The organism is Streptomyces sp. NPDC045968, assembly GCF_056430475.1.
Genome location: NZ_JBWKLF010000005.1, coordinates 407626 through 428530 on the forward strand (window position 1 = coordinate 407626; position 20905 = coordinate 428530).

A 20905-nucleotide genomic window follows, 5' to 3' on the forward strand; every position below is an offset into this window, starting at 1 on the left:
TCCGGCGCCCCACCGAACTTCTCCATGGGAACGCTGGTCAGCCAGTCCTCGATGGTGCTCACACACGCCTCTCAGTAAAAGGTTGCGCCTCGCCACGACCCTTTAGAGTCAGCCCCGGCTTCCACGAAATGGCGCATCAACCAGACAACGGGCACCCCGCCACACGGGCACGGGCACTCACCCGAACGAGCAACACAGGCCATTGAGCCGCTCGGCCGTTCAGGATCCGGTCGCGTGCTGGGGTGCGAAGCCATCTGTATAAGGCGGTCGTGCATCGGTTCGACGACACCGGCCTCATTGACCAGTGCAGTGGCTCGCCGACCACAGTTGCAACGGCGTCACAGGCGCGCGGCCTGGAGCTCGGCAACCGGTCCGTCGACATTCTCGCCCGCGTCCAGTCCTCCCGGGCCAAGGACTACGTCCGCGAGTTCAACACGGCCCTCGCCCCTTGTCTGCGCGAGCCGGCCGTGCGCGAGTTCAGACACCGGACCCGCAAGGAACTCGGCGTCGCCGCGTGACGGATTGCTCTCCTTAATCGCCGGACGGGCGGAGCGGGATGACGTTGTCGGGGACAGGCTGGTCTTAGCCATCGGGTTGCCGGAGGATGAGAACGGCTGCCGCGAGGGCCATCTGCTCCGCTCGATGCTGGGACTGGGCCTCGGCGGCCCGGAGTCCTTGAGAGCTTCCTCGGCGTGGCCGGTGTCGGGGTGGACCAGGGCGACGGCGATCAACTCGGTGCCGTGCTCGTAACCGGGGTGGGGTGCGCGCGCTCGATGAACGGACCGACCCGCACGGCGATGTCCTGGGCGAGGTCAGGTGTCCAGGGTTCGGGGTTGCGGATGGCGGCGAGCATCGCGCGGAATTCATCGACGACGGCCTGGCCCTCGGGTGGGACGGTGCCGGGCGTGGTGGCGCAGCGGCTGAACATGCGACGACTCATCAGGCGGTCTCCTGCTCGGGGTTGACGGTGCGGGTGTCGGCGGGCGTTGTGAGGACTCGCGGAAGGTGGCCGAGGAGGTGCTCGACTTCGACCTGGCGGCCGCGGGCGCGGAGTTCGCGGGCAAGGATTTCTGTGAGGCCGCATGCTCTGTGGCGACCTCCTGTTCTCTCGCCCATTGCGAGTTGTGGGCCACCGACGAAGTTGACTGACCTGCAGGAACGTGGCTTCCGCCAGGCGTAGATCCCGCGCAGCTGTGTCCGCGATCCTGGGTGATGACCGCTAACGGGAGCCAGCTGCGGTGCGAGCGCAGGCAGAGCCGTGATGCCCGGCCGACCGTCGACCGCGTTTCGTCACCTGGGCAGGCCCATTCCGTCGGTGGCACCCTTCTCCCACGTGGGCACGAGACGGCTACGACACCTCACCGCGAGCGGGAATCGGATCGCCACGACCGGAGTTGGTGAGGGAAGTTAGCCGTTTCAGGAGGGGTCATGCGAGCGATTCAGGTTTCCGAAGTGGGCGGTCCCGAGGTGCTGCGACTGGTCGACATTGATCAACCGATACCGGGCCCGGGCCAGGCGGTCGTGGAGGTCGCCGCGTCCGGCGTCAACTTCCTCGACGTATACCACCGCCAGGGCCGGTACACCCTCCCGCTGCCCTTCACTCCGGGCACTGAGGGCGCGGGCACGGTCCTCGAGGTTGGACCCGGCGTCACCCACGTCGCTGTGGGAGACCGGGTCGGCTGGGTGGAGATTCCCGGCACCTATGCCGAGCAGGCCGTCGTGGACTCCTCCCGGCTCGTGCCCCTGCCCGACGGCGTCGACTTCGAGGCCGCCGCCGCCGTGCTGCTGCAGGGCATGACGGCGCACTACCTCGTCAAGGACGCCTACCCGGTCCAGCCAGGCGACACGGTGCTCGTGCACGCTGCTGCCGGCGGCATGGGGCTTGTGCTGACCCAGCTCATCACCCATCTCGGCGGCAGAGTGATCGGCACAACCTCGACACCGGAGAAGGCCCAGCTGGCCCGGCGCGCCGGGGCCGCCGAGGTGATCCTCTACTCTGCAGTGGACGATCTCGCGGCCGAGGTGAAGCGGCTCCATGGCGGCCAGGGCCTGCCTGTCGTCTTCGACGGTGTCGGCAGGGACACCTTCGATGCGAGCCTCGCCAGCCTGCGAACCCGCGGCCACCTGGTGCTCTTCGGCGCCGCGAGTGGTGCAGTGCCGCCCTTCGACCCCATCCGGCTCGCCCAGGGCGGTTCTCTGACCCTGATCCGGCCAAGCCTCGGGCACTTCATCGCCGATCGGTCCGAGCTGCTCCGGCGCGCCGCCGACGTGCTTGAATTGGTGCGCACCAAGGTGCTTGAGACCACCGTGACGGCCCGCTACCCGCTCGCCGAGGTCGCCCAAGCTCACCGCGATCTGGAGGCTCGGCGTACCACCGGCAAGCTACTCGTCATCCCCTAGGGCCACCGACGGAATTGCGTTGCGCGCCGGCCGCTGCGGGTTCAGGTGCTCCAGGTTGTAGGCCCATACCCACCCGTGCCGGGTTTCCGCCTCCAGCCACAGGCGGACGCCGAAGTACGGGTCCGTGGCCGGCGCGTGAGGGTCCCGGTGCAAGGTCACAGCCCCACCGCTCCGTTCGTCCGTGACGCCGTCGAAGACCTCATCCGTCATCGGCATCAGGGGGTGCCGTCGTGGCACTCCAGGCTCGTCGCCTTCGACTTCCGTCACGGCGGCCATGTGCAGCCCCGTCGCGTCGTCCTCGCCGTTCAGCAGGGGTCGCCGGCGCCGATCGTCACGTTCGCGGCGGCAGTCATCTCCCAGCGCGGGAAGTCCTGGGGGAGGAGGCCGACCTGGGCGAAGATCTCGGCCCGGTTGGCGTCCCGGAGCTCGACCTCGTCGCTGCCGCCGGCGTCCTGCCACCAGATCTGGCCGTCGGGGGGCAGCAGGAGCCCGGACAGCACCTTGGTCAGGGTGGTCTTGCCGGAGCCGTTCGCGCCCACCAGCGCGGTCACCTCACCGCGGCGCACCCGCAAGCTGACGTCCCGCAGCGCGGGGGAGGCGGCCCCCGGGTAGGTGTACGACCCGCCGTCCACGCGGATCTGGTGGACGCGCTCGGGCAGCGGGGTGCCGGTGGTGGGGATGGCGTTAGCCGTGGCCAGGGCGATGGCGTCCTCGGTGTCGGTGAGGAACAGCGGGGGAGCGGTAGCTTCGGAGGGAGGGCGGTCGCTGGTGGGGCGATGCCGTAGTCCCGGGCGGCGATCTGCTGGATCAACGCGCTGAGGGAGGGCCCGGTAGGCGGGACCTGTGCGTCGGGATGGGTGATGCCGGCGAACGCGCCGCCGATGTTGAAGACGAACCGGCCTCCGGGCCGCAGTACACGGCGCACTGCGGTGATCACGGCGGCGACGTCGGTCATCCACTACTCGACCACCGTCATGAGCGTGACATCGCCGCCGAACTGGTCAGCCCGGCCCCCTACGACCCGACTTGGCTGAATGGGCAGGGCGGCAACCTGAACGTGGACCGCACTGCGATGGCTCGGTTGTACGGCGCATCCCGGGACGGCCGCGACGTCTGCCGCGAGGACATGCTGGAACAACTGGGAAGGCCCACAGGGCCAGGTGGCTGCCCTGGCCCTGTGGGCCTGCATGCATGTGGTGGACACCTTCAACGACCTGCCCGTGAAAATGCTGGAACGCGGCGATCCGGCTTTTCGACAGCTGGCGCGGGCCTACTCAGACAGCACCTTCCGGCACGGCTTCGAGGTACGAGAGCTGGCTGACCTGCACGAGGTCTGCCTGCGCCTGGGCCCGCACGCTCTCCAGCCCGCCGCGGAACGGGCTCTGCAGTTGCTGCTATCGGGCTCAGCCGACCCGGAGCTGTTCGGCTCCCTCATCGGCGCCTTCACGCCTGGCGACGACGAGGGAGCCCAGGACTGCACGCTCACGCGCCAGATCATTGGCTCAGAGGTCGTCATCACCCTCACCCCGCACGATGACTGAGACCCACTGGCGCCGTGGCGACTAGGACTTGTCCGGCCGATCATGTTCGGAGCAGATGAAACAGTTGGAGTTGATTGGTCCGGGGTCCGGCGGCGCCCGGCCGGAGGGACGGCCCTGTCGGACGGCGGCATCTGGGGTTCATCTGCCTGCTTGCGCGAATTCACTGGGGGCGGGCCAGGCCCACGTCGTAGGCGAAGATGACGGCCTGTACGCGGTCGCGGACATCGATCTTTGCCAGGATGCGGCTGACGTGGGATTTGACCGTCGACTCGGCCAGGTGGAGGTGGGCGGCTATCTCGGTGTTGGACCATCCCGTGGCGACGGCGGCGAGAACTTCGCGTTCGCGTTCGGTCAGGGCGGCCAGTTGGCGCCGCTGTGCGGGGCTGAGCACCGGAGCGCCGGGCGTCCGTTGGGGGTGCGAGGTGGTGAAGGCGTCGATGAGTCTGCGGGTCAGGCTCGGGGAGATGACGCTATCGCCAGCCGCCACGGCCCGGATGCCGACGACGAGTTCCTCGGGGCGTGCGTCCTTGAGGAAGAAGCCGGCCGCTCCGGCTCGCAGGGCCTCGTAGGCGTACTCGTCGAGGTCGAAGGTGGTCAGGACCAGGACCCGCGAGCGGCCGCCGGACTCGACGATGCGGCGGGTGGCCTCGATGCCGTTGACGCCGGGCATCCGGACGTCCATCAGGACGACGTCGGGACGCAGTTCCGCGGTCAGGCGGACAGCCTCCTGACCCTGGGAGGCTTCGCCGACGACTGAGATATCCGGCTGTGCTTCAAGGAGCATGCGAAAGCCCAGTCGTTGCAGGGTCTGGTCGTCGACGATGAGGACAGTGGTCATATGCGGTGCTTCTCCGTGGCGGCGCTGGGCAGGGTGTGGGAGGTGCTCAGGACCGTGTGGACGCGCCAGCCGCCGGCGAGGGTTGGGCCTGCGCTGATGCGGCCCTGGTAGAGGGCGGCGCGGTGGCGCATGCCGACCAGGCCTTGCCCGCTGTGCCTGCCGTGCCGTTCGCTGTCCGCCGCACGGGTCGGGCCGGTGTCCTCCACCGTGATGTGCACCAATTCCTCATCTGTGTACAGGTCGACGGACACGGCGGTGTCGGCCGCGGCATGTTTGAGGGTGTTGGTGAGGGCTTCCTGCACGATGCGGTAAACGGTGAGCTGAAGGCCGGGACTGAGCGGTGTCAGGTCCCCGTTGGTGTGCAGGTCGGCGGTGGGGCCGGCGGCGCGGACGCGGTGGAGTAGCGCGGGCAGGTCCTGAAGGTTCGGCTGCGGTGCGAGCGGGGTGGTGTCCCGCGGTGTCGCGGGGTTGTCGACCACGATGAGCAGGCGGCGTAGTTCCGCGAGGGCCTCGCGGCTGCTGTCGCCGATGAGGTCGAGGGTGTCGGCGGATTTCTCCGAGCGGGACCTGGCCAGGGCGGCAGCTCCGTCGGCGAGCCCGATGATGACGGCGAGGGTGTGGCCGAGGATGTCGTGCATCTCGCGGGAGACGCGAGTGCGTTCCGAGGCTGCGGCCAGGCGGGTGTGCTGGTCGCTCTCGGTCTCCAATGCCACGATGTAGGCCTTCGCCAGGCGTCCGGTGAGGGCCAGTGCGGCGCAGGCGGTCACGGCGAGCATGGCCAGCAGTGTGAGGACTTCCGGGCGCTTGGCGTGTTGCAGTTGGCCGCTTCCCCAGAATGCCGCGACCCAGAGAACGAGCTGGGCGGCGGTGACCGTGCAGGCGAGGACCAGCTGGCGGTGGCTACCGTAGCGGCCGACGTTGTAGAGCGCGACGATCCGGGCCGCGTCGGCGCCGTTGAGGACGTTCAGCGGCAGCGCGAGGACGGAGGCGGCTGTGGTGATCGCGAACACCAGGCCGGGCCGTCGTTCCCGCCACAGCAGCGGAACCGTGTAGGCGAGGGTGAGGACGATCTCGCTGGGCAGGTGGGCGCGGTTGGCCGGGTTGAGTAGGGAGGGCAGTCCGAGGACGGCGCAGAAGACGGGCACGGCCCACAACCGCAGCCGGGGGTGGTCGCGGTCGAGCATCCGCCAGGCGGCCAGCCCGCTGATGATCGACACCGTGACGCGGTGGTCGGGGTCGCTGGTCAATGACTGCGGAAGCCGGGAAGCATGGGGCGAGGTGTTGCGTACGGGTTCTCGGGTGGTCGGCTCGCTCATGGATGGGCGCCTTTTCGCTGTCCGGGCAGGCCGTCCGCCGCTCCTCGGGGAGCATGAACCGGCGGGCGGGGGCCAAGGGGCCCGGACAGCCGCTGTGCGGTGCACGGTGTGCTGTCCGGGCCCCGGGGACCGCCTGCCGCCCCTCGGGGGATGGGGGCCGGCAGGCGGGGTCGGGGTGTGCCGGGGCTGTGCCTACCCGAGGGGCGCGGGCGCCGTCGGCTCCTGGCCGTTCTGCGCGGGGATGCGGGTCTGGCGGTCGCGTTCGGCCAGGACTTGGCGGAGCTTCTCGCCCTCCACGTCGACGTTGGGCAGGAGGTGGTCGAGCCAGCGGGGAAGTGCCCAGGCCCGTGCGCCGAGCAGGGTCATCACCGCGGGGACGAGGGTCATGCGGATGACGAAAGCGTCGAAGAGGACTGCGGTGGCAAGGCCCATGCCGATGGATTTCACCAGGGCGATGTCGTCGAGGAGGAACCCGGCGAATACCGAGATCATGATGATGGCGGCGGCGGTGACCACGCGGGCGCCATGGCGGAACCCGGTGACGATCGCTTCGGTGGGGCCGGCGCCGTGGACGTATGCCTCGCGCATCCCGGAGACGAGGAACACCTCGTAGTCCATGGCCAGGCCGAAGACCACGCCGATCAGCAGGATGGGCAGCAGGCTGACGATGGGTGCGGTCTCGTCGACGCCGAAGATGTCCTTAAGCCAGCCCCATTGGAACACGGCGACCAGCACGCCGAGGGTGGCGACGACGCTGAGCAGGAAGCCGGCCGCAGCCTTGATCGGGATCAGGACCGAGCGGAATACGAGAAGCAGCAGGCCCAGCGCGAGGCCGACGACGATGGCCAGGTAAGGCACCATGGCCTCGCCGAGCTTGGCGGAGACGTCGATGTTGAGCGCGGTCGTGCCGGTCACCATCACCTGCGTGCCGCTGTCCTTCTTCACCGCGTCGCTGCGGTCGCGGATGTCGCCGACCAGGTCGACGGTCTCCTGGCTGGTGGGCGGACTGCTCGGCACCGCGGTGATCAGGGCCACGTCACCTGCCTCGTTGAAGACCGGGGGCCGCACGGTGGCGACGTCGCCGAGGCCCTCCAGCATGGCGGAGGTGTCCGTGGCCGCGGTCTTGGCGTCGTCGCTGTCCCGAGCGTCGACGACGATGGTCAGCGGGCCACTGAAGCCCGGCCCGAAACCCTTGCTGAGCGTGTCGTAGGCCACGCGCTGGGTGCTGCCGGGAGCGGCCATGCTGTCGTCGGGCAGGGTCAGCCGCAGCGAGAGTGCCGGGATGGCCAGTACACCCAGGCCGATAACCGACGCCAGCAGCATCTTCCAGGGGTGGCGGGTGACGAAGCGACCCCAGCGAACGCCCATCGTGACGCGCCGGCCGTGCTGCTCGGCACGCACGCGGCGTGTGGTGAGGCGGCCGTGGGCCACGCGGGTGCCGGTGAAGCCCAGAGTGGCCGGCAGGAGGGTGAGCGCGACCAAGCACGGCGACGGTGATGGCGAAGGCTGCGGCCAGGCCCATGGTGGTGAGCATCGCGATGCCGATGACGCTCAAACCGGCGAGCGCGATGACGACGGTCAGACCGGCGAAGACCACCGCCGAGCCCGCGGTGCCCACGGCACGCCCGGCGGCTTCCTCGGGCGTGTGCCCCTCACGCAGCTCTGTGCGGTAGCGGGAGACGATGAACAGGGCGTAGTCGATGGCCACCGCCAGACCCAGCATGAGCGCCAGGGTCTGCGCGTTGGAGGCCATGTCGACGAACGACGAGGCGACGGTGATGGCGCACAGGGCGATGCCGACGCCGACGATCGCGGACACCAGGGGCAGTCCGGCCGCGACCAGTGAACCGAAGGTGATGACCAGGACGAAGGCGGCGACCAGCAGGCCGATCAGTTCGGCCGCGTTGCTCTGCTCCTCCTCCAGCACCGCGTTGCCGCCGAGGCTGATCTTCAGGTTTGCCTGCTCGCCCTTGTCCGCCACCTGGTGCAGGGCGTCCGATGCGGCGGGAGTGATATCGGCCTGCGGGACGGCGTAGGTCACCTGGGCATAAGCGATGCTGCCCGAGGAGCTGACCAGGCCGGCGGTGAAAGGGTCGGTGACGTTTGCCACCTGCGGTGCCTTGCGCAGGTCGGCGACCAGGGACTCCACCTCCTGCTTGTGCGCGGCGGACGTCAGCTTCTGCTCGTCCGGAGCCTCGATGACCACACGGGCCGTAGCGCCGCCGGCCGAAGCCTGCGGGAACTCCTTCTCCAGCAGGTCAATGGCCTGCTGCGACTGAGTTCCGGGAAGCGTGAAGTCGTCCGTCGTACTGCCCGACACGCTGCTGACGCCGATGACCGCGGCGACGAGCACCGCGATCCACGCCAGCAGCACCAGCCTGCGCCGCCGGAAGGCGAGCCGGCCGAGCCGGTAGAGAAAGGTGGCCACGAAAATTACTCCCACCAGGAGGGAAAAAACGGATGTGTGAGGGCGAGCCCGACAGGCTCTGCCCATGAACGTAGAAGTCGCGTGCGGCCGAAATTAGCTGCGCGAGGACGAATCTGCGGCCGGGACGGTACCCCCGTACCGGGCGGTGTCCTCCTTGAGGCGGACGTCCCGGGTCTCAGGCGGCCAGGTGGGCGGCGAGAAGCGCCACGGTCGCGTCCCACAGCTCCCGCTGCACGCGCGGCTCCCGGCCGGGCTCGGGGCACTGCAGGGGACGGGCGTCGCGGGCGGAGAAGTAGCCGCCGGTGGTGCCCGCGAGCGCCGGGTCGGTGGCGAGTCGCACGATGATGCCGGCGCCCTTGCGCGGATCGCCGATCCTCAGGGTGTTCAGCACCCGCTGCAGGACTGCGGAGCCGGGCAGGTCCCGGCCCAGGCCGGTGGCGTTGCAGCCGGGGTCGCAGCAGTTCACGGTCACCTTGTCCGCATCCAGGCGGCGGGCGAGTTCCTGCGTCCACATGATGGTCATCAACTTGGTGCGCCCGTACAGGGACATCGACTCCCGCCGGGTGTAGGGCTCAGTGCGCCGCAGATCCTCGGCCGGGGCGATCGTTTTCGCCTGCTGGGCCGCTTCGGAGGCGACGTTGACGATCCGGGACGGCGCCGAGGCGCCAAGCTTCGCCGTCAGCGCCTCGGTCAGGACGAACGGGCCGAGGTAGTTCACCGCCGTCATCTCCGCGAGGCCCTCGGTGGTGACACGCTGCGCGAAGGCGTGCAAGCCGGCGTTGTTGACCAGGACGTCCAGGCTCGGATAGCGCGCGGCGATCTCCTCGCCCGCGCGGCGGGCGTCGGAGAGCAGACCGAGGTCGGCGTGGAAGACGTCGACGGGCTCGTCGGTCACCGCCCTCAGGTCGGCGACGAGGGCTTGCGCCTTGCTGCGGGAGCGGGCCACGGTGCCGATGCGGTAGCCCTGACGGGCCAGCTCGAAGGCGGCGATGCGGCCCAGTCCGGAGGTAGCTCCGGTGATCACGGCGACGGGACGATCCATCCCACAACCCCTTTCGTGAGGTACCTCATGATTATGTTGTGCGAGGATACCCGAACCATGGAGCAGCACGAATCAACAACGGCGGGCAACACCCCGGAGCAGGTGGGACTGTCCTTCCTGGCCCTCGCGTACAGCCTGCGCGAACAGGTCGACCAGCACATGCTGGCGACCGCCGGCCTGTCCCTGTCCCGCACCAAGGTGCTTCAGGCACTGGTCGGCTGCGGCGCGCTCCACCAAGCGCAGCTGGCCGCCTCCCTCGGCCAGGCACCGCGCTCCGTCACCCAGATCGTGGAGGGCCTGGAGCGCCTCGGCATGGTCGCCCGAACCGGCGACCCCGAGGACCGCCGCCGCAAGACCGTCTCCATCACTGACACCGGCCGCACGGCACTAAGGGCCGCGGAAGAAGCGGGCACGCACGTACTTCGCCAGCGCTTCGGCCGTCTCGAACCACAACAGTTGGCCACACTCGACACGCTGCTCGCGCACCTGGACATCGCCCTCACTGGCGGCAAGACCGGCTGACACGGACGGAAGAGCCCCGCCCCAGTGGGTCAACCCATAGACCTGTAGGAAAACTGGGCCTTGTGCTGTGCTGATGGCTGTTTCTGGTGCGCAGAAGGAGCCGTACACGATGAGCCGGGTATCTGCGTCGATGACAGCCTGGTGATTGGTGGAGTACCGGTAGTTCTTCGACTGCTCGGCGATGCTGTGGTCGCGGGTGGGGACCAGCGTGCCGTCCACGATCAGCCCAGTGTCCTTGCGGAACCGTTTACGAGGCTGGAGCGCGAAGGCTGCCCCAAGGTGGGCGATGATGCGGTCGGCGGCTGACTTCGAGACCCCGAACAGTGGGGCGAGCTGCCGCAAGGTCAGGTCCGTACGCCAGTACGCGACGACGAGGAGAACCCGGTCCTCCAACGGCAGGCTCCACGGTCGTCCTCTGCGGACCGCATCCGCTCCTTCGCGGCGCAGCGCGGTGATCAGCTTGCCGAACTGCCGCGGGCTCAGCCCGGTGAACGGGGCTATCCAGGAAGACTCCGACGCCGTAATCACACCAGACACCGCAAGATTTTTTCACGGGCGGCAGTGCTGGCCTACGGATAGTCAGGACGGCTATGGCTGCGGTTCCATAGCCTTGAGCAGGCACTCGCGGTCGTCGGCGCTGATCAGTCCGTCCGGAAGAGAGTCGTCCTCCGACAACGCGCGTAGGGCAGAAGCATGTGCGGCAAAGGCGGCCCTGCACCACTCGCGTTCCGGGTGATCGCAGTCCTTCCCGAACAGCAACACCTGGCGTTCATCGTCGGTGTCGACGGGCGAAGACAGCTCCGCGGCGACGACCAAGAGGTCAACCAGGCCGGGCCGCACCGCGATGTCAGGGACGGCTGCCAGGCGAATCAGGAAGGGCAGGACAGCCGGCATCACGGCACTCACGTGGAAGACACTGTTCATCAAGACATTGCCCAGCACAGGCAGGGCCTCGGGGCCGGCTACCTCATCCAAGAGGCCGCGGAGCAGGACCGGGACCCCCACAGGGCACCCAGGAATCTGTGACCAGTCGACATCGGCGCAGCCCAGCAGCGCGGGGTGGTCGCATGCAGCTCGCTCTATCTGCGGATACTCGCGGAGGAACCGAGCGACGGCAGCCTCTTTGACCGCCGCATCCATCACACACATCTCTCTGCCCCTGCTCCCAATACATCGCCCGAACGGCGTCCGCAGGACGGAACTCTTCCCGGGGCGGGCGTCGAACGCAAGCGCCAAGGCCGGTAGCCGACCCCTCCCGCCCTGGGGGAGTGGCGTACCAGCCCGGCACGAATTCCGGGACAGGTCTTAGCCGGCGGGCCCCCGGCCGTAACAGGAGTACTCCTACTCATGCCAAGCACAGTCCCGGCCCCGGAGACTCATGCCATGCCTCTCACCCCACACCTCGGAACACGCCTCAGATGTTCAGCCGCAGCAGTGGCCCTCATGGCGCTCGCCGTGACCGCGTGCGGCACCGAACACGCCGGGCAGCAGCAGGCCCAATCAGCCGTTCTGCAGCCGTCGTTCGCTCCCCGGCCGAAGTGCGCCCAGCCCACCGAGGCGCCCTCGAAGCGGACGTCCGCTCCCACGCCCACCGCGACCTCCGCGAACGGAGCACCGCACGAGGGAAACAGCGACGACCGGCCGCCCAACTACGGCGACAACCACGCCTACCGCATGGCGGGCGAGCTCAGCCCCGACAAGCGCGCCGAGGGCGAGGCGTCGGCGAAGCGCATCCGGTACGAGTTGGAGAAGGCCCGGAAGGAGGGCGACGTCAGCGAGAAGCGGATCACGGCGGCACTGGCACACCTCGGCTGCGGGAAGGAGCACGGCGTCTACATCTGGGACGGGCTCTATAGCGTTCACACAGGGGACGTGTGCGTGTCCGGCCGCCTGACGGCGAAGGAACTGACCATCCAGGTGCACGGCGCCTACGCCGAACCGCAGCCGGGAACGGGGCCGTGCGTGGAGAACCGGGGAGGCCACTGACCGACCCGGGCCCCCGCTGACCGGCGCGGGTGTCACTCAGCTCGGGGCCGCCGTAAAGCAGTGCCGTTCGCCCGCCCGGACCAGGCAGGCCCTGACCTGGAGCAGCGCGGCACCGGATGCTGCCGCCATGGGCGTGGAGACCGAGCCCGTCGCATCGAACCGGTCTTTGACGGCGACCCGTTGAGCCGGGACAGCCGGCACCAGGACCTCCACCAGGTCCCCCTCTTTGCCCCGGTCGATACGGGCCCAGACCGTTTCACACACGGCGGAGTGGCGTACCTTCACCACGGTCCCGTCAAGCCGCTGTTCGCCGAGGGTGGTGGGCGGTTCGGCGAAGTTGGAGCACTCCAGGTCCTCGGCGTCCTTGCCGGTACAGCTAGTACCGTGACAGCCGGGGCCTTGCACCGTGGCCCGGACATCGACAGCGGGAAGCGGGTCCGGGGACGGCCCCGGGCGCAACAGGACCGCCAGCGTCGCGGCGGTGGCGACGACGACAAGGATCGCGGCGCCGAGGACCCAGGGGCGCGGTCGGCGGGCGGGCGCGGCGGCCACCTCGTCGTACGCCGGGCTCTGCCGTCCCTCTCCCGCCCGGCCGCTCCACACCGTCTCGGCCAGCTCCCACTGGGCGAGCGGGCGCCGGGGATCGGCCCCGGCCAGCGCGCACAGCTGCTCGACCGCCTGCCGGGGCGGCAGCGTGCGCCCGTTGAGATACCGCTCCCAGGACGACTTGCTGTACGGCGTCTTGGCGGCGAGGGCGGCGAGACTCAGCCCCGTACCGGCACGCAGCTCCCGCAGGGTCCGGCACAGTCCCGCCCACTCGGGCAGCATGTCCCGCCCGGTCACTTCCGCAGCACCTTCCAGGTGTCCGGCCCGGCAATTCCGTCCACCGCGATCTTCGCCGCCTCCTGGAGCCGCCGCACCGCGCGGTCCGTGTTGTTCCCGAAGGCACCGTCGACGCTGCCGGCCGAAAAGGCACGGTGCTCCAGGAGGCACTGGGCCTCCACCACCGACCAGCCGGAGGCATCACGCTGGAGCTGCTCGGACCGGGTACGGCTGTACCCGGCGTACAGCAGCCCGTCCTCCGTGTCCCGCGCTACCTGACACTCGTACGTCGTGCCGGCCTTGTAGGTGAAGACACCGAGGCTCGGGTGGACGGGGCCGGGGAGCGGGGTTCTCTCGGCATTGCCCCCAGCCTTCGTGGCACCCTCCCAGGGGGCGACGAGCAGGAGTCCGAGCAGCATCACGAGGGCCGTGGTGACACTGGACAGCAGCATCGCGAGCCAGGGCACGGGCAGACGGGACACCGGGGCGCTCTCCCCTTCGGACGGTCCGTCGGGGGCCGGCGCCGCGGCAGCCAGTTCCCGCAGCTCCAGCAGCGGAGCGGCCTCCGTGTCACAGACCCGGGCAAGCCCTTCGACGGCCTCCTCGGGAGGCAGCACCCGGCCGTTCAGATACCGGTCCCAGGAGGACTTGCCGAATCCGGTCCTGGCCGCGAGCGCCGCGATGCTCAGCCCCTTGCGGTCCTTGTGCTCACGCAGCAGCACGACCAGCTGCCGCAGGTGCGGATCGAGCGATTCCGAAAGGCCCTTCCACCGCGCCATAGTCCCCCCATAACTGTCTTCGGCTGCGCCGGGCGTCAGCATGCCAGAACACCGGCACCGATGCGCACCCGTCCCGTTCCTACCCCACCCGGGTCCGTATCGCCGCAGGCAGCGGCCGTCCCGTCCCGTGATCGCCCCACCGTCCGGAAGGCTCTGGCGCCCGGCACGCGCGGCATCGGATGCTCTGTCCGGCACGGAGGACGGGGGCGTCGGCTCCGTCGTGCCGCGGCCGGACCGGAGCCGTCGGGGGAATTCCGGTCCGGCCTGCGCCCCGACCCCCGCCCGTACATGACCGAACGTCCAGGAACCGACCGAACCTCCAGGAGAGGAACGATGAACGATCCGAACGTGCTCGCGGCCCAGAAGTGGGTGAACGCGACCTATGGCGGCGTGAACGGGTACCTCGACTGCGACGAGGACGGCAGCACCGGCTGGGGCACCGTACTCAGCCTCACCCAAGCCCTCCAGCACGAGCTCGGGATCTCGCCCCTCGTGCAGAACTTCGGCCCCGGCACGTACGCCAAGGTGCGGTCCCGCAATCTCCGGCCCGGATCCGAGACGAACAGGAACATCGTCCGGATCTACAACTACGCCCTGTGGTGCAAGGGTTACTACGGCTCGGCGACCCCCGAAACCTGGGACTCCACCGCCCAGAGCTCGCTCATGGACCTGTGGGCCGGCATGGGCTGCCCGCCCGAGATCCCGATCAGCGCCGACATGTGGCCGCGCGTGACCAAGGCACTACTGCGCATGGACCAGTTCCGCCTGGTGCCCGGCGGTGACACCCTGGTCCAGGGCATCCAACGCCAACTCAACTCTCGTTACGTACTCGGAATCAGCATCCCCGCCATGAGCCTGGTGCCCTGCGACGGCGTGTACTCGCGCGATGTCCAGCAGGGCCTGATGATGGCCATCCAGTATGAGATCGGCATCGCTCCGGCGGGCATTACCGGATACTTCGGCGAGGGGACCATCGCCGGCCTGTTGAACCACAACGTCGAGCCCGATGACCTGGACACGCCACTGGGCTACCTCTTCAAGGCCGCCTGCCTGTTCAACTCGCCGACGTACGACGAGGACTACGGTGAATACCCCTACGACTTCTCCTTCACCGCGACCGAACACGGCGAATGGCTCCGCGCCTTCAAGCGCTTCTCCCTGCTGGGGCCGGTCAACGCCACGGGTACCTACCGGACCTGGGCGCAGTTGCTGATTTCCTCCGGTGATCCGACCCGGCCCGCCGCCGGATGCGACGGCATCACCACGATCACCCCGCAGCGCGGTCAGGCTCTGTACAACGCCGGATACCGCCTCGTCGGCCGCTACCTGGACGAGAAACCGCAGGAGGGCGACAATGGCTGGCTCGACAAGGTCATCAAGCCGGGCGAACTCCAGACGATCTTCGACGCGGGACTGCGCGTGTTCCCGATCTCCCAGTACTACGGCGGCGCAGCAAGCGAGTTCACGTACGCGCGAGGTGAACTGGACGGCTGGAACGCGTACCAGAAGGCCCGGAGCTTCGGATTCAACCGGGGCACGTGCATCTACTTCGCGGTCGACTACGACGCCATCGGCACCGAGATCAACCAGTACATCATCCCGTACTTCAAGGGGGTCCGCTCGAAGCTTTCCCAGTACGGCAACTACTACCAGTTCGGCGTGTACGGCTCGCGGAACGTGTGCGAGCAGGTGTCCCGCAACACCGGTGCCCGCTGGTCTTTCGTCAGCGGCATGTCCTGGGGCTTCTCCGGAAACCTCGGCTACCCGCTGCCGCGCAACTGGTCCATCAACCAGATCCGCGAGTTCGACTTCGACGGGGACGGGGTGCGGGATCTCGACCACGACGTCTGGCGTGGGTCGACTGACCCCGGATCCGGTTCGGTCAACTCCCCGGCACCGGAACTCGACACGTTCGCCGCCCGTCTGAGGCAACTCGAAGCCGCGGCTGATACCTACGGGAACGAGGAGGGAATCAGCCGCAATCAGCTGGTCACCCAGTTCCTCCGGCACGGGGAGTACGACGGTGTGGTGTGGGATGCCCTGCTGCGTCCGATCGACGACGTCTGGATCTCGTACGTGAAGGGCAAGGGCATCTCCGACAAGGACATCCTGGAGTTCACCGACCCGGTCTCCCAGCAGCCGATCGCCACCCAACACCTCATGGCCTCCACCGAGGGCTTCCTCCGCCGCCCTGTCTCCATCGACAGCCCGAACCTCGCCGACATGGCAGGCTGGGGCGGCGACCTGCTGACCTTCTACATCGAGTGGCGCAAGAACCGGGACGCCTACCCGACCGGTCTGGCGTTCTGCCAGGACCGGCTGGGCCGCACCGACGTGGACTCCACCTTCGGCTACAGCGACTTCATCGAGGACGCCGACGCGTTCAACCTGAGCCGCCGCCTGCAGTCCGGGCAGCGGATGTCGGAGGCCGTCTCCGAGTACTACACACAGGTGTCGACCGGTGGGATCAACGCGGAGGAGCGCTGGCGCAACTTCTACGCGAACCGGTTTGGCGCCGACTACGTACGGGTCGAGGATCTGGCCAGGCGGGCGCTGACCGGTGACCAGACGTGGCAGTACGGCGTGAACATCATCGCCATGGAGAAGGAAGGGCTCGATATCGAGCAGTACCCCACGGCGATCCCCGCATCCGAACTGAACTCCTTCCTGCTCGGCTTCCGCTGGGCGCTCACCGACCGCGTCGACGCCGAAGGAGGCGCATCGTGACCATCGACCGCCGCACACTCCTGGTGGCCACGGGAGCGGCCACCGCTTTGCTGGCCCTGCCGCAGCAACCCGCCACCGCCGCGCCCCGCACCACACCAGCCGCACCCGCCCGTGCGAGGCTCTGGGACGCGGGCCGCAGTGACAACGGCTGGATCATTGACCCGGACGCCGTCGAGTCGTACCGCATCGAGGGCTCCCCGGCCACCGTTCGTCTGCACGCGGACGCGGCCGCCGTCCTGCTGCATGTGGCGCGGCGCTGGCACTACGAGGTCATGCCGCTCCACGCCGCCTCGGACGTCCTGGGCCACGCCACCGACCGCGCCGTGCGGACCGCCTACGCGTCGAACCGCCTCTCCGGGACCGCGCTGGTCCTCCCCGGCGCGGGCGACGGCCTGTGGCCGCACCAGACGGCGATCGTGCGCGACATCCTCGCGGACTGCGACGGCACCGTGCGCTGGGGCCTCGATCTGTCACCGGCCACCGCGGACCACTTCCAGATCGACGTGAAGCCGGACTCCCGCACCCTCGGGCGCCTCACCGCGGCGTTCGGCGGCGGTCCGGCCCGCCACGACGCTCCGCACCCCGGGGCACCGGACGACCCGGCCACCCCGGAACGGCGGAAACGGGCGCGTCGGCTGGCGCAGGCCCAGCGAGGGAACGGCTGACCCACCCCCTGAACCACTTCACCCACCGAAGCACGTGACAGAGGAGAAACAGCATGGCAAGGACCCGGATGACCCGCACGAAAGCGGCCTTCATCTCCGGCACGATGGTGCTGGCCGGCATGGGCGGCACCCTCCTGACCGCCACACCCGCCGCCGCCATTGGCTGGTGCAACTCGACGACCGCCGTCCGCCTGAACTTCGGCGAGTGGCTGGGTGAGGCGCAGATTCCCGTGTACCGCACCAGCAACAGCGTCACCAGGACGTGCCAGATGAGCAAGGGCTCCAACAGCTCCGCCGTGGGCGCGCTCCAGCGCACTCTGAACAAGTGCTACCGCGAGAACCTCAGCGTGGACAACGACTTCGGCGAGAACACCCGCCTGGCCCTGATCCGGGCGCAGAACAGGTCGGGCGTCACGGGTGACGGCGTCTACGGCCCGAACACCCGCGACGCGCTCATCCACTACTTCAAGCCCGTCACCCCTGGCTACGACGACTGCAGTCAGATCTGACGGATCATCCGGGTGGATCCTCCTCCATCTCACCGAGGAGACCCCCACTACGGCCACCTGGACATCCTGCGCGAGATGCTCGACGGCACGACCGGCGACCAAGGGTCTGCCGATCATTAACCTGTCGTCTTGATCTTGCTGTTGGGGCTGCTGCTTTGGGCGGCCACTCTGGCTCGAAGGGCTGCCAGGGCGGTCGGTGGGGTGATGCCCTGCGCTTCAAGCAGTTGCCTGATCTTCAGCAGGGTGCGGTGCATTGCCGTGCGGCTGCTGTTGAACAGCACAGCAAGAGGTTCTGCGGCCAGATTGACGCGCAGATGCAGCACGGTAGCCAGGACCTGGTCGGCGAAGGTGAGCCGGGGTGGGCGTCCGCGGCGGGTGTCGCCCTTTGTGGCCAGGGCGCGAACGAGGTGCTGCAGTTGGTGCGGAGCCAGGCCGGTCAGTGCGGGGTCGGCCAGCAGCGCCGGATGCGACTGAGATGTCGGTGGCCGGCCGCTGCGGGCTGCCGGGATGGTCGGGCTCGGCTGGGGGTGCAGGACATAGTTCCACTCACCGTGGAAGGTGTGCCGGGTCAGGGCAGGGCTGCCATTTCCGCGTCGCCGACACCGATGCCGGTGGGGTAGGCGTTGGTGTCCAGCTCGGCCTTCACCCGCAGTCCGGTGCGGGTGGTGGTCGCGGCGATCGATTCGAGGATGACTTCGTGGCTGGTCAGGGGGCGTCCGCGCCAGTTCATCGTGATGTGGGAGAAGAGGCGGTGCTCGATCTTGTTCCGCTTCGACGTGCCCGGCGGTAGGTGGCAGACCGTGATGACCAGCCCGGTTTCCGCGGCCAGGCGGGCAAGGTCTAAAGACCGTGGCCAGCGGATCTACGAAGCGATTACTGGCGCGGCATCAGAGTCGGTGTACTCGAGCGGCGGTCTCGTCCGCACAGCGACCGCCAAGCGGGTGGGTGAGTCGCTCAGTTGTGCCTGGCCGTCTGCAGACACCGGCCCGGCCAAGACAGCCCCCGACTTTTCGGTGGCCGACACGAACTGAGCGGCCGTCGTCGCCGGCGGCGCAGCAGAGATCTGAGGACGCTCTGGCACATTGCGTACCCGTCCGATCTTCGGCAGTGGATCGCGCGTCCGCTGTCAAAGCCTTGCGAGTGATGCTGACGGACCGGCTCCATCGGGTGGCCACCGGCCTGGTCAGTGTCAACCAGACCAGCCTCCCGCTGTGCCGCAGAGAGCAGGACAAGAACGGGTAGTTCTGACTCCTCCTACATCGCGGCCCGCGCGGGGGACCGGCATCAGGCCCTCTCGATGGACGCAGAGATCGCCGACCGGCTCCACGCCCGGAAGGCGACCCGATGACGGGACAGCTCTATCAGTGACACACTCCTGCCTTGATCACAGGGGCGCATGTCCTCCGTGACCTGGGAGGGTACGACTGTGCGAAGAACGAACTGGGCCGCCGTAGCGATAACGGTCATCGCGCTCGGAGCCGCGGGCTGCGGCACGAGCGACGCCGACGCCGGGGCGGCAGCCGCCCCGGCGTCGCCCCGACCCAAGGGCACCGGGCCGCTCACGAGGGAGGTTGTGCGCGCGGACCTCGACACCTCGGCCGCGGACGCGGGCGCTCCGGCGAACGACCCGGCATACACCCGTACCAGGAAGGCTTCGGACGGATTGGTGGGCTCGTGCAGCGTCGGTTTCAAGGGCTTCGGCACCGAGACCACCGCGGTCGACGTAGCCCGCTATGAGGCGGTGGTGGGCGAGCTCCACGAGCGCGACTGGCGGCAGCGCGGCGAGCGGGAGGAGAGCAAGGGCAAGGACGGAGTGATCTCCGAAGTCCGGGTCATCCTCAAGCAGCGCGGCTGGACCCTGGTCACGGAGTACCAACGGACGTGGACGAAGCTCCCAGACGGAGTGGTCACCCTGGTGGCATTCGAGGACAAGTGCATGAAGAAGTTCGCCGCCGAAACAGGTCCGGTCGGCTGACTGCCCACCTAGCTCGCCGTACTGCTGGTCGATCGCGATGAGGCCCCCTTCGCCGGAAGTTCACTCCTAGCGGTGACCTGGGGCCAAGGAAGCTGCCGCAACAATGTTGCGTTGGCTACAACAGCTCTGTGACTGCCGAGGCAGCAGGGTCAGCGCGGCTTGTTCTGGCCCGGAATGTGGTGCACCTCGACCCGGCAGCGGTCGTGTGTTCAAGGGGATGCAGGAAGGCTGGGCTCGTCAACCGGCGGCTCGCTTCCTGAAGACGAAGACGATCGATCCGCGACTGCGTCCCGCGTCCGGCACAGCCAGCCGAGGATCTCGTCGACATCGGTGGTGGTCTGCTCGTTGATGCCGCGACCTCAGCTTCCCGGCCCTGAGATGGAACGGCCCCTCCCGGCCCATGGACGACGAGGCCCGCTGGGCCACAGCCCGCCGACTCCTGCACGACGACACCATCCGGACCGAGGACCGCCTCGCCGGCCTGCTGTTTCTCCTTTATGCCCAGTGGCCCGCAGCGATCTCCCGTCTTACCATCGACGACATCGAGCAGGCTGATGGAGCGATCCGCATCCGACTCGGCGATGTCCCGGTGGAACTGCCGGAACTGGTCGCCGAGTTGGCCGTTCGGCAGGTCTCGGTTCGAGGCAGTCACGCCGTCCTCGGACGCACGGATTCGCCCTGGCTGTTCCCCGGCGGCCAGTCCGGCCGACCCATCAGCGTCTGGGCCATGGGCGAACGCCTCCGCAAACTCGGCATCCGACTCGCCGAGACCCGCTCGACCGCCTGTTCCAGCTCGCCACCGAACTGCCCGCCGCGGTCCTCGCCCGAACTCTCGGCATCGACATCACCGTCGCCGTCAAATGGCAGCGAGCCGTAGCTGACGACTGGGGAACCTACGCGGCAAACGTCAGCCGACGGCTCACGCACCAGGACTGACAACGACAGAAAGGACATACAAGATGGGCGTTTACGTGTCGGTCAGAGGATGGCTGGAGTGCGATAACACGCAACTCACCACCGTCCAGGAGATCATCTCGTCCCACGCGGACGATCACTACTCCGGGGGATGGAGCACACCGCGACAGCAGGTCAACTGGACCAGCTACATCTTCTACGGCGCCGACATTCGCGCATCAGCCCTGGACTGGTTCACGGACCAGCTCCAAGAGATCGCCCGGATCCCGGCCTCCGACGACGACGGAGACCTCATCCGGGGCCTGTTCCTTGCCAGCCACGAAGTCGATGGGACGACTGAGTGGCAGGTACGCGAAGGCCAGCTCGTCATCTCGCCCGCCGACACCAGACACCAGTACCTCGACGAATAGACCCACCCATTCCGAGGGTTCCAATACGCG

General features: G+C 68.6%; 21 protein-coding genes and 4 pseudogenes. 13 read left to right on the forward strand and 12 right to left on the reverse strand.

Features of this window, described 5'->3' with window-relative positions; translation table 11 throughout:
• The first annotated feature begins 269 nt into the window (after positions 1–269).
• Positions 270–518 carry a hypothetical protein gene (locus AC07FA_RS17605; RefSeq protein ID WP_479076426.1) on the forward strand — a complete coding sequence of 83 codons (249 nt, stop codon included), beginning with the start codon at positions 270–272 and terminating at the stop codon, positions 516–518.
• A 209-nt stretch (positions 519–727) separates the two neighbouring features.
• On the opposite strand, the gene AC07FA_RS17610 is transcribed toward AC07FA_RS17605, so the two are convergent.
• Positions 728–940, reverse strand: a complete 213-nt coding sequence (locus AC07FA_RS17610; RefSeq protein WP_479076427.1) for a hypothetical protein — start codon at positions 938–940, stop codon at positions 728–730.
• A gap of 65 nt (positions 941–1005) precedes the next feature.
• Between AC07FA_RS17610 and AC07FA_RS17615 the strand changes: the two genes are divergently transcribed.
• A complete protein-coding gene (locus tag AC07FA_RS17615) occupies positions 1006–1149 on the forward strand; it encodes a hypothetical protein (RefSeq protein ID WP_479076429.1) in 144 nt (47 codons plus the stop codon).
• Between the two features lie 279 nt (positions 1150–1428).
• Positions 1429–2400: a quinone oxidoreductase family protein gene (locus AC07FA_RS17620; RefSeq protein WP_479076430.1), complete on the forward strand. Its 972-nt coding sequence runs from the start codon at positions 1429–1431 to the stop codon at positions 2398–2400.
• Here the strand turns inward: AC07FA_RS17620 and AC07FA_RS17625 are convergent.
• On the reverse strand, positions 2383–2676 hold the full coding sequence (locus AC07FA_RS17625) for a hypothetical protein (protein ID WP_479076431.1): 294 nt from the start codon (positions 2674–2676) through the stop codon (positions 2383–2385). The genes AC07FA_RS17620 and AC07FA_RS17625 overlap by 18 nt on opposite strands.
• A gap of 29 nt (positions 2677–2705) precedes the next feature.
• A complete protein-coding gene (locus tag AC07FA_RS17630; RefSeq protein WP_479076432.1) occupies positions 2706–3032 on the reverse strand; it encodes an ATP-binding cassette domain-containing protein in 327 nt (108 codons plus the stop codon).
• Positions 3033–3560: 528 nt separating this feature from the next.
• Between AC07FA_RS17630 and AC07FA_RS17635 the strand changes: the two genes are divergently transcribed.
• Positions 3561–3941 (forward strand): hypothetical protein, encoded by a 381-nt coding sequence (locus AC07FA_RS17635; RefSeq protein WP_479076434.1) that lies wholly within the window; start codon positions 3561–3563, stop codon positions 3939–3941.
• A gap of 160 nt (positions 3942–4101) precedes the next feature.
• Here the strand turns inward: AC07FA_RS17635 and AC07FA_RS17640 are convergent, their stop codons facing one another.
• From AC07FA_RS17640 to AC07FA_RS17655, 4 genes and pseudogenes are all read right to left on the reverse strand, one after another.
• Positions 4102–4779, reverse strand: coding sequence for a response regulator (locus tag AC07FA_RS17640; RefSeq protein WP_479076435.1), 678 nt, complete (start codon positions 4777–4779; stop codon positions 4102–4104).
• A complete protein-coding gene (locus AC07FA_RS17645) occupies positions 4776–6095 on the reverse strand; it encodes a sensor histidine kinase (protein WP_479076436.1) in 1320 nt (439 codons plus the stop codon). Before AC07FA_RS17645 ends, AC07FA_RS17640 begins: the two co-directional genes overlap by 4 nt.
• 192 nt (positions 6096–6287) lie before the next feature.
• Positions 6288–8523, reverse strand: a pseudogene (locus tag AC07FA_RS17650) (MMPL family transporter).
• Between the two features lie 175 nt (positions 8524–8698).
• Positions 8699–9565 carry an SDR family NAD(P)-dependent oxidoreductase gene (locus AC07FA_RS17655; RefSeq protein WP_479076437.1) on the reverse strand — a complete coding sequence of 289 codons (867 nt, stop codon included), beginning with the start codon at positions 9563–9565 and terminating at the stop codon, positions 8699–8701.
• A gap of 57 nt (positions 9566–9622) precedes the next feature.
• Here AC07FA_RS17655 and AC07FA_RS17660 point away from each other — a divergent pair, with 57 nt between their 5' ends.
• Positions 9623–10087 (forward strand): MarR family winged helix-turn-helix transcriptional regulator, encoded by a 465-nt coding sequence (locus AC07FA_RS17660; RefSeq protein WP_479076439.1) that lies wholly within the window; start codon positions 9623–9625, stop codon positions 10085–10087.
• A 105-nt stretch (positions 10088–10192) separates the two neighbouring features.
• Here the strand turns inward: AC07FA_RS17660 and AC07FA_RS17665 are convergent.
• Positions 10193–10624 (reverse strand): annotated as a pseudogene (locus tag AC07FA_RS17665) (transposase family protein); the annotation flags it as partial.
• Positions 10625–10675: 51 nt separating this feature from the next.
• Positions 10676–11323, reverse strand: a complete 648-nt coding sequence (locus AC07FA_RS17670) for a hypothetical protein (RefSeq protein WP_479076440.1) — start codon at positions 11321–11323, stop codon at positions 10676–10678.
• A gap of 207 nt (positions 11324–11530) precedes the next feature.
• Between AC07FA_RS17670 and AC07FA_RS17675 the strand changes: the two genes are divergently transcribed.
• Positions 11531–12073: a hypothetical protein gene (locus AC07FA_RS17675; RefSeq protein WP_479076442.1), complete on the forward strand. Its 543-nt coding sequence runs from the start codon at positions 11531–11533 to the stop codon at positions 12071–12073.
• 36 nt (positions 12074–12109) lie between these two features.
• Here the strand turns inward: AC07FA_RS17675 and AC07FA_RS17680 are convergent, their stop codons facing one another.
• Positions 12110–12916: a helix-turn-helix domain-containing protein gene (locus AC07FA_RS17680; protein WP_479076443.1), complete on the reverse strand. Its 807-nt coding sequence runs from the start codon at positions 12914–12916 to the stop codon at positions 12110–12112.
• Positions 12913–13674 carry a helix-turn-helix domain-containing protein gene (locus AC07FA_RS17685; protein ID WP_479076444.1) on the reverse strand — a complete coding sequence of 254 codons (762 nt, stop codon included), beginning with the start codon at positions 13672–13674 and terminating at the stop codon, positions 12913–12915. Before AC07FA_RS17685 ends, AC07FA_RS17680 begins: the two co-directional genes overlap by 4 nt.
• A gap of 333 nt (positions 13675–14007) precedes the next feature.
• Here AC07FA_RS17685 and AC07FA_RS17690 point away from each other — a divergent pair, with 333 nt between their 5' ends.
• The 4 genes and pseudogenes from AC07FA_RS17690 to AC07FA_RS17705 form a co-directional block, all read left to right on the forward strand.
• Entirely contained in the window at positions 14008–16401 is a 2394-nt protein-coding gene (locus AC07FA_RS17690; RefSeq protein ID WP_479076446.1) for a glycoside hydrolase domain-containing protein, read from the forward strand.
• Positions 16398–17066 (forward strand): hypothetical protein, encoded by a 669-nt coding sequence (locus AC07FA_RS17695; protein WP_479076448.1) that lies wholly within the window; start codon positions 16398–16400, stop codon positions 17064–17066. The genes AC07FA_RS17690 and AC07FA_RS17695 overlap by 4 nt, the downstream gene beginning before the upstream one ends.
• 53 nt (positions 17067–17119) lie before the next feature.
• Entirely contained in the window at positions 17120–17575 is a 456-nt protein-coding gene (locus AC07FA_RS17700; protein WP_479076450.1) for a peptidoglycan-binding domain-containing protein, read from the forward strand.
• 13 nt (positions 17576–17588) lie between these two features.
• A pseudogene (locus AC07FA_RS17705) lies at positions 17589–17695 on the forward strand (mycothiol transferase); the annotation flags it as partial.
• Here AC07FA_RS17705 and AC07FA_RS17710 read toward each other — a convergent pair.
• Positions 17692–18419 (reverse strand): annotated as a pseudogene (locus tag AC07FA_RS17710) (ISAzo13-like element transposase-related protein); the annotation flags it as partial. The pseudogenes AC07FA_RS17705 and AC07FA_RS17710 sit on opposite strands and share 4 nt — an antisense overlap.
• A 582-nt stretch (positions 18420–19001) precedes the next feature.
• Here AC07FA_RS17710 and AC07FA_RS17715 point away from each other — a divergent pair.
• The 3 genes from AC07FA_RS17715 (at position 19002) to AC07FA_RS17725 (ending at position 20875) form a co-directional block, all read left to right on the forward strand.
• Positions 19002–19550 carry a hypothetical protein gene (locus AC07FA_RS17715; RefSeq protein ID WP_479076451.1) on the forward strand — a complete coding sequence of 183 codons (549 nt, stop codon included), beginning with the start codon at positions 19002–19004 and terminating at the stop codon, positions 19548–19550.
• Positions 19551–19950: 400 nt separating this feature from the next.
• Positions 19951–20427, forward strand: a complete 477-nt coding sequence (locus AC07FA_RS17720) for a hypothetical protein (RefSeq protein WP_479076453.1) — start codon at positions 19951–19953, stop codon at positions 20425–20427.
• Positions 20428–20509: 82 nt separating this feature from the next.
• Positions 20510–20875 carry a hypothetical protein gene (locus AC07FA_RS17725; protein WP_479076455.1) on the forward strand — a complete coding sequence of 122 codons (366 nt, stop codon included), beginning with the start codon at positions 20510–20512 and terminating at the stop codon, positions 20873–20875.
• Positions 20876–20905: the final 30 nt, after the last annotated feature.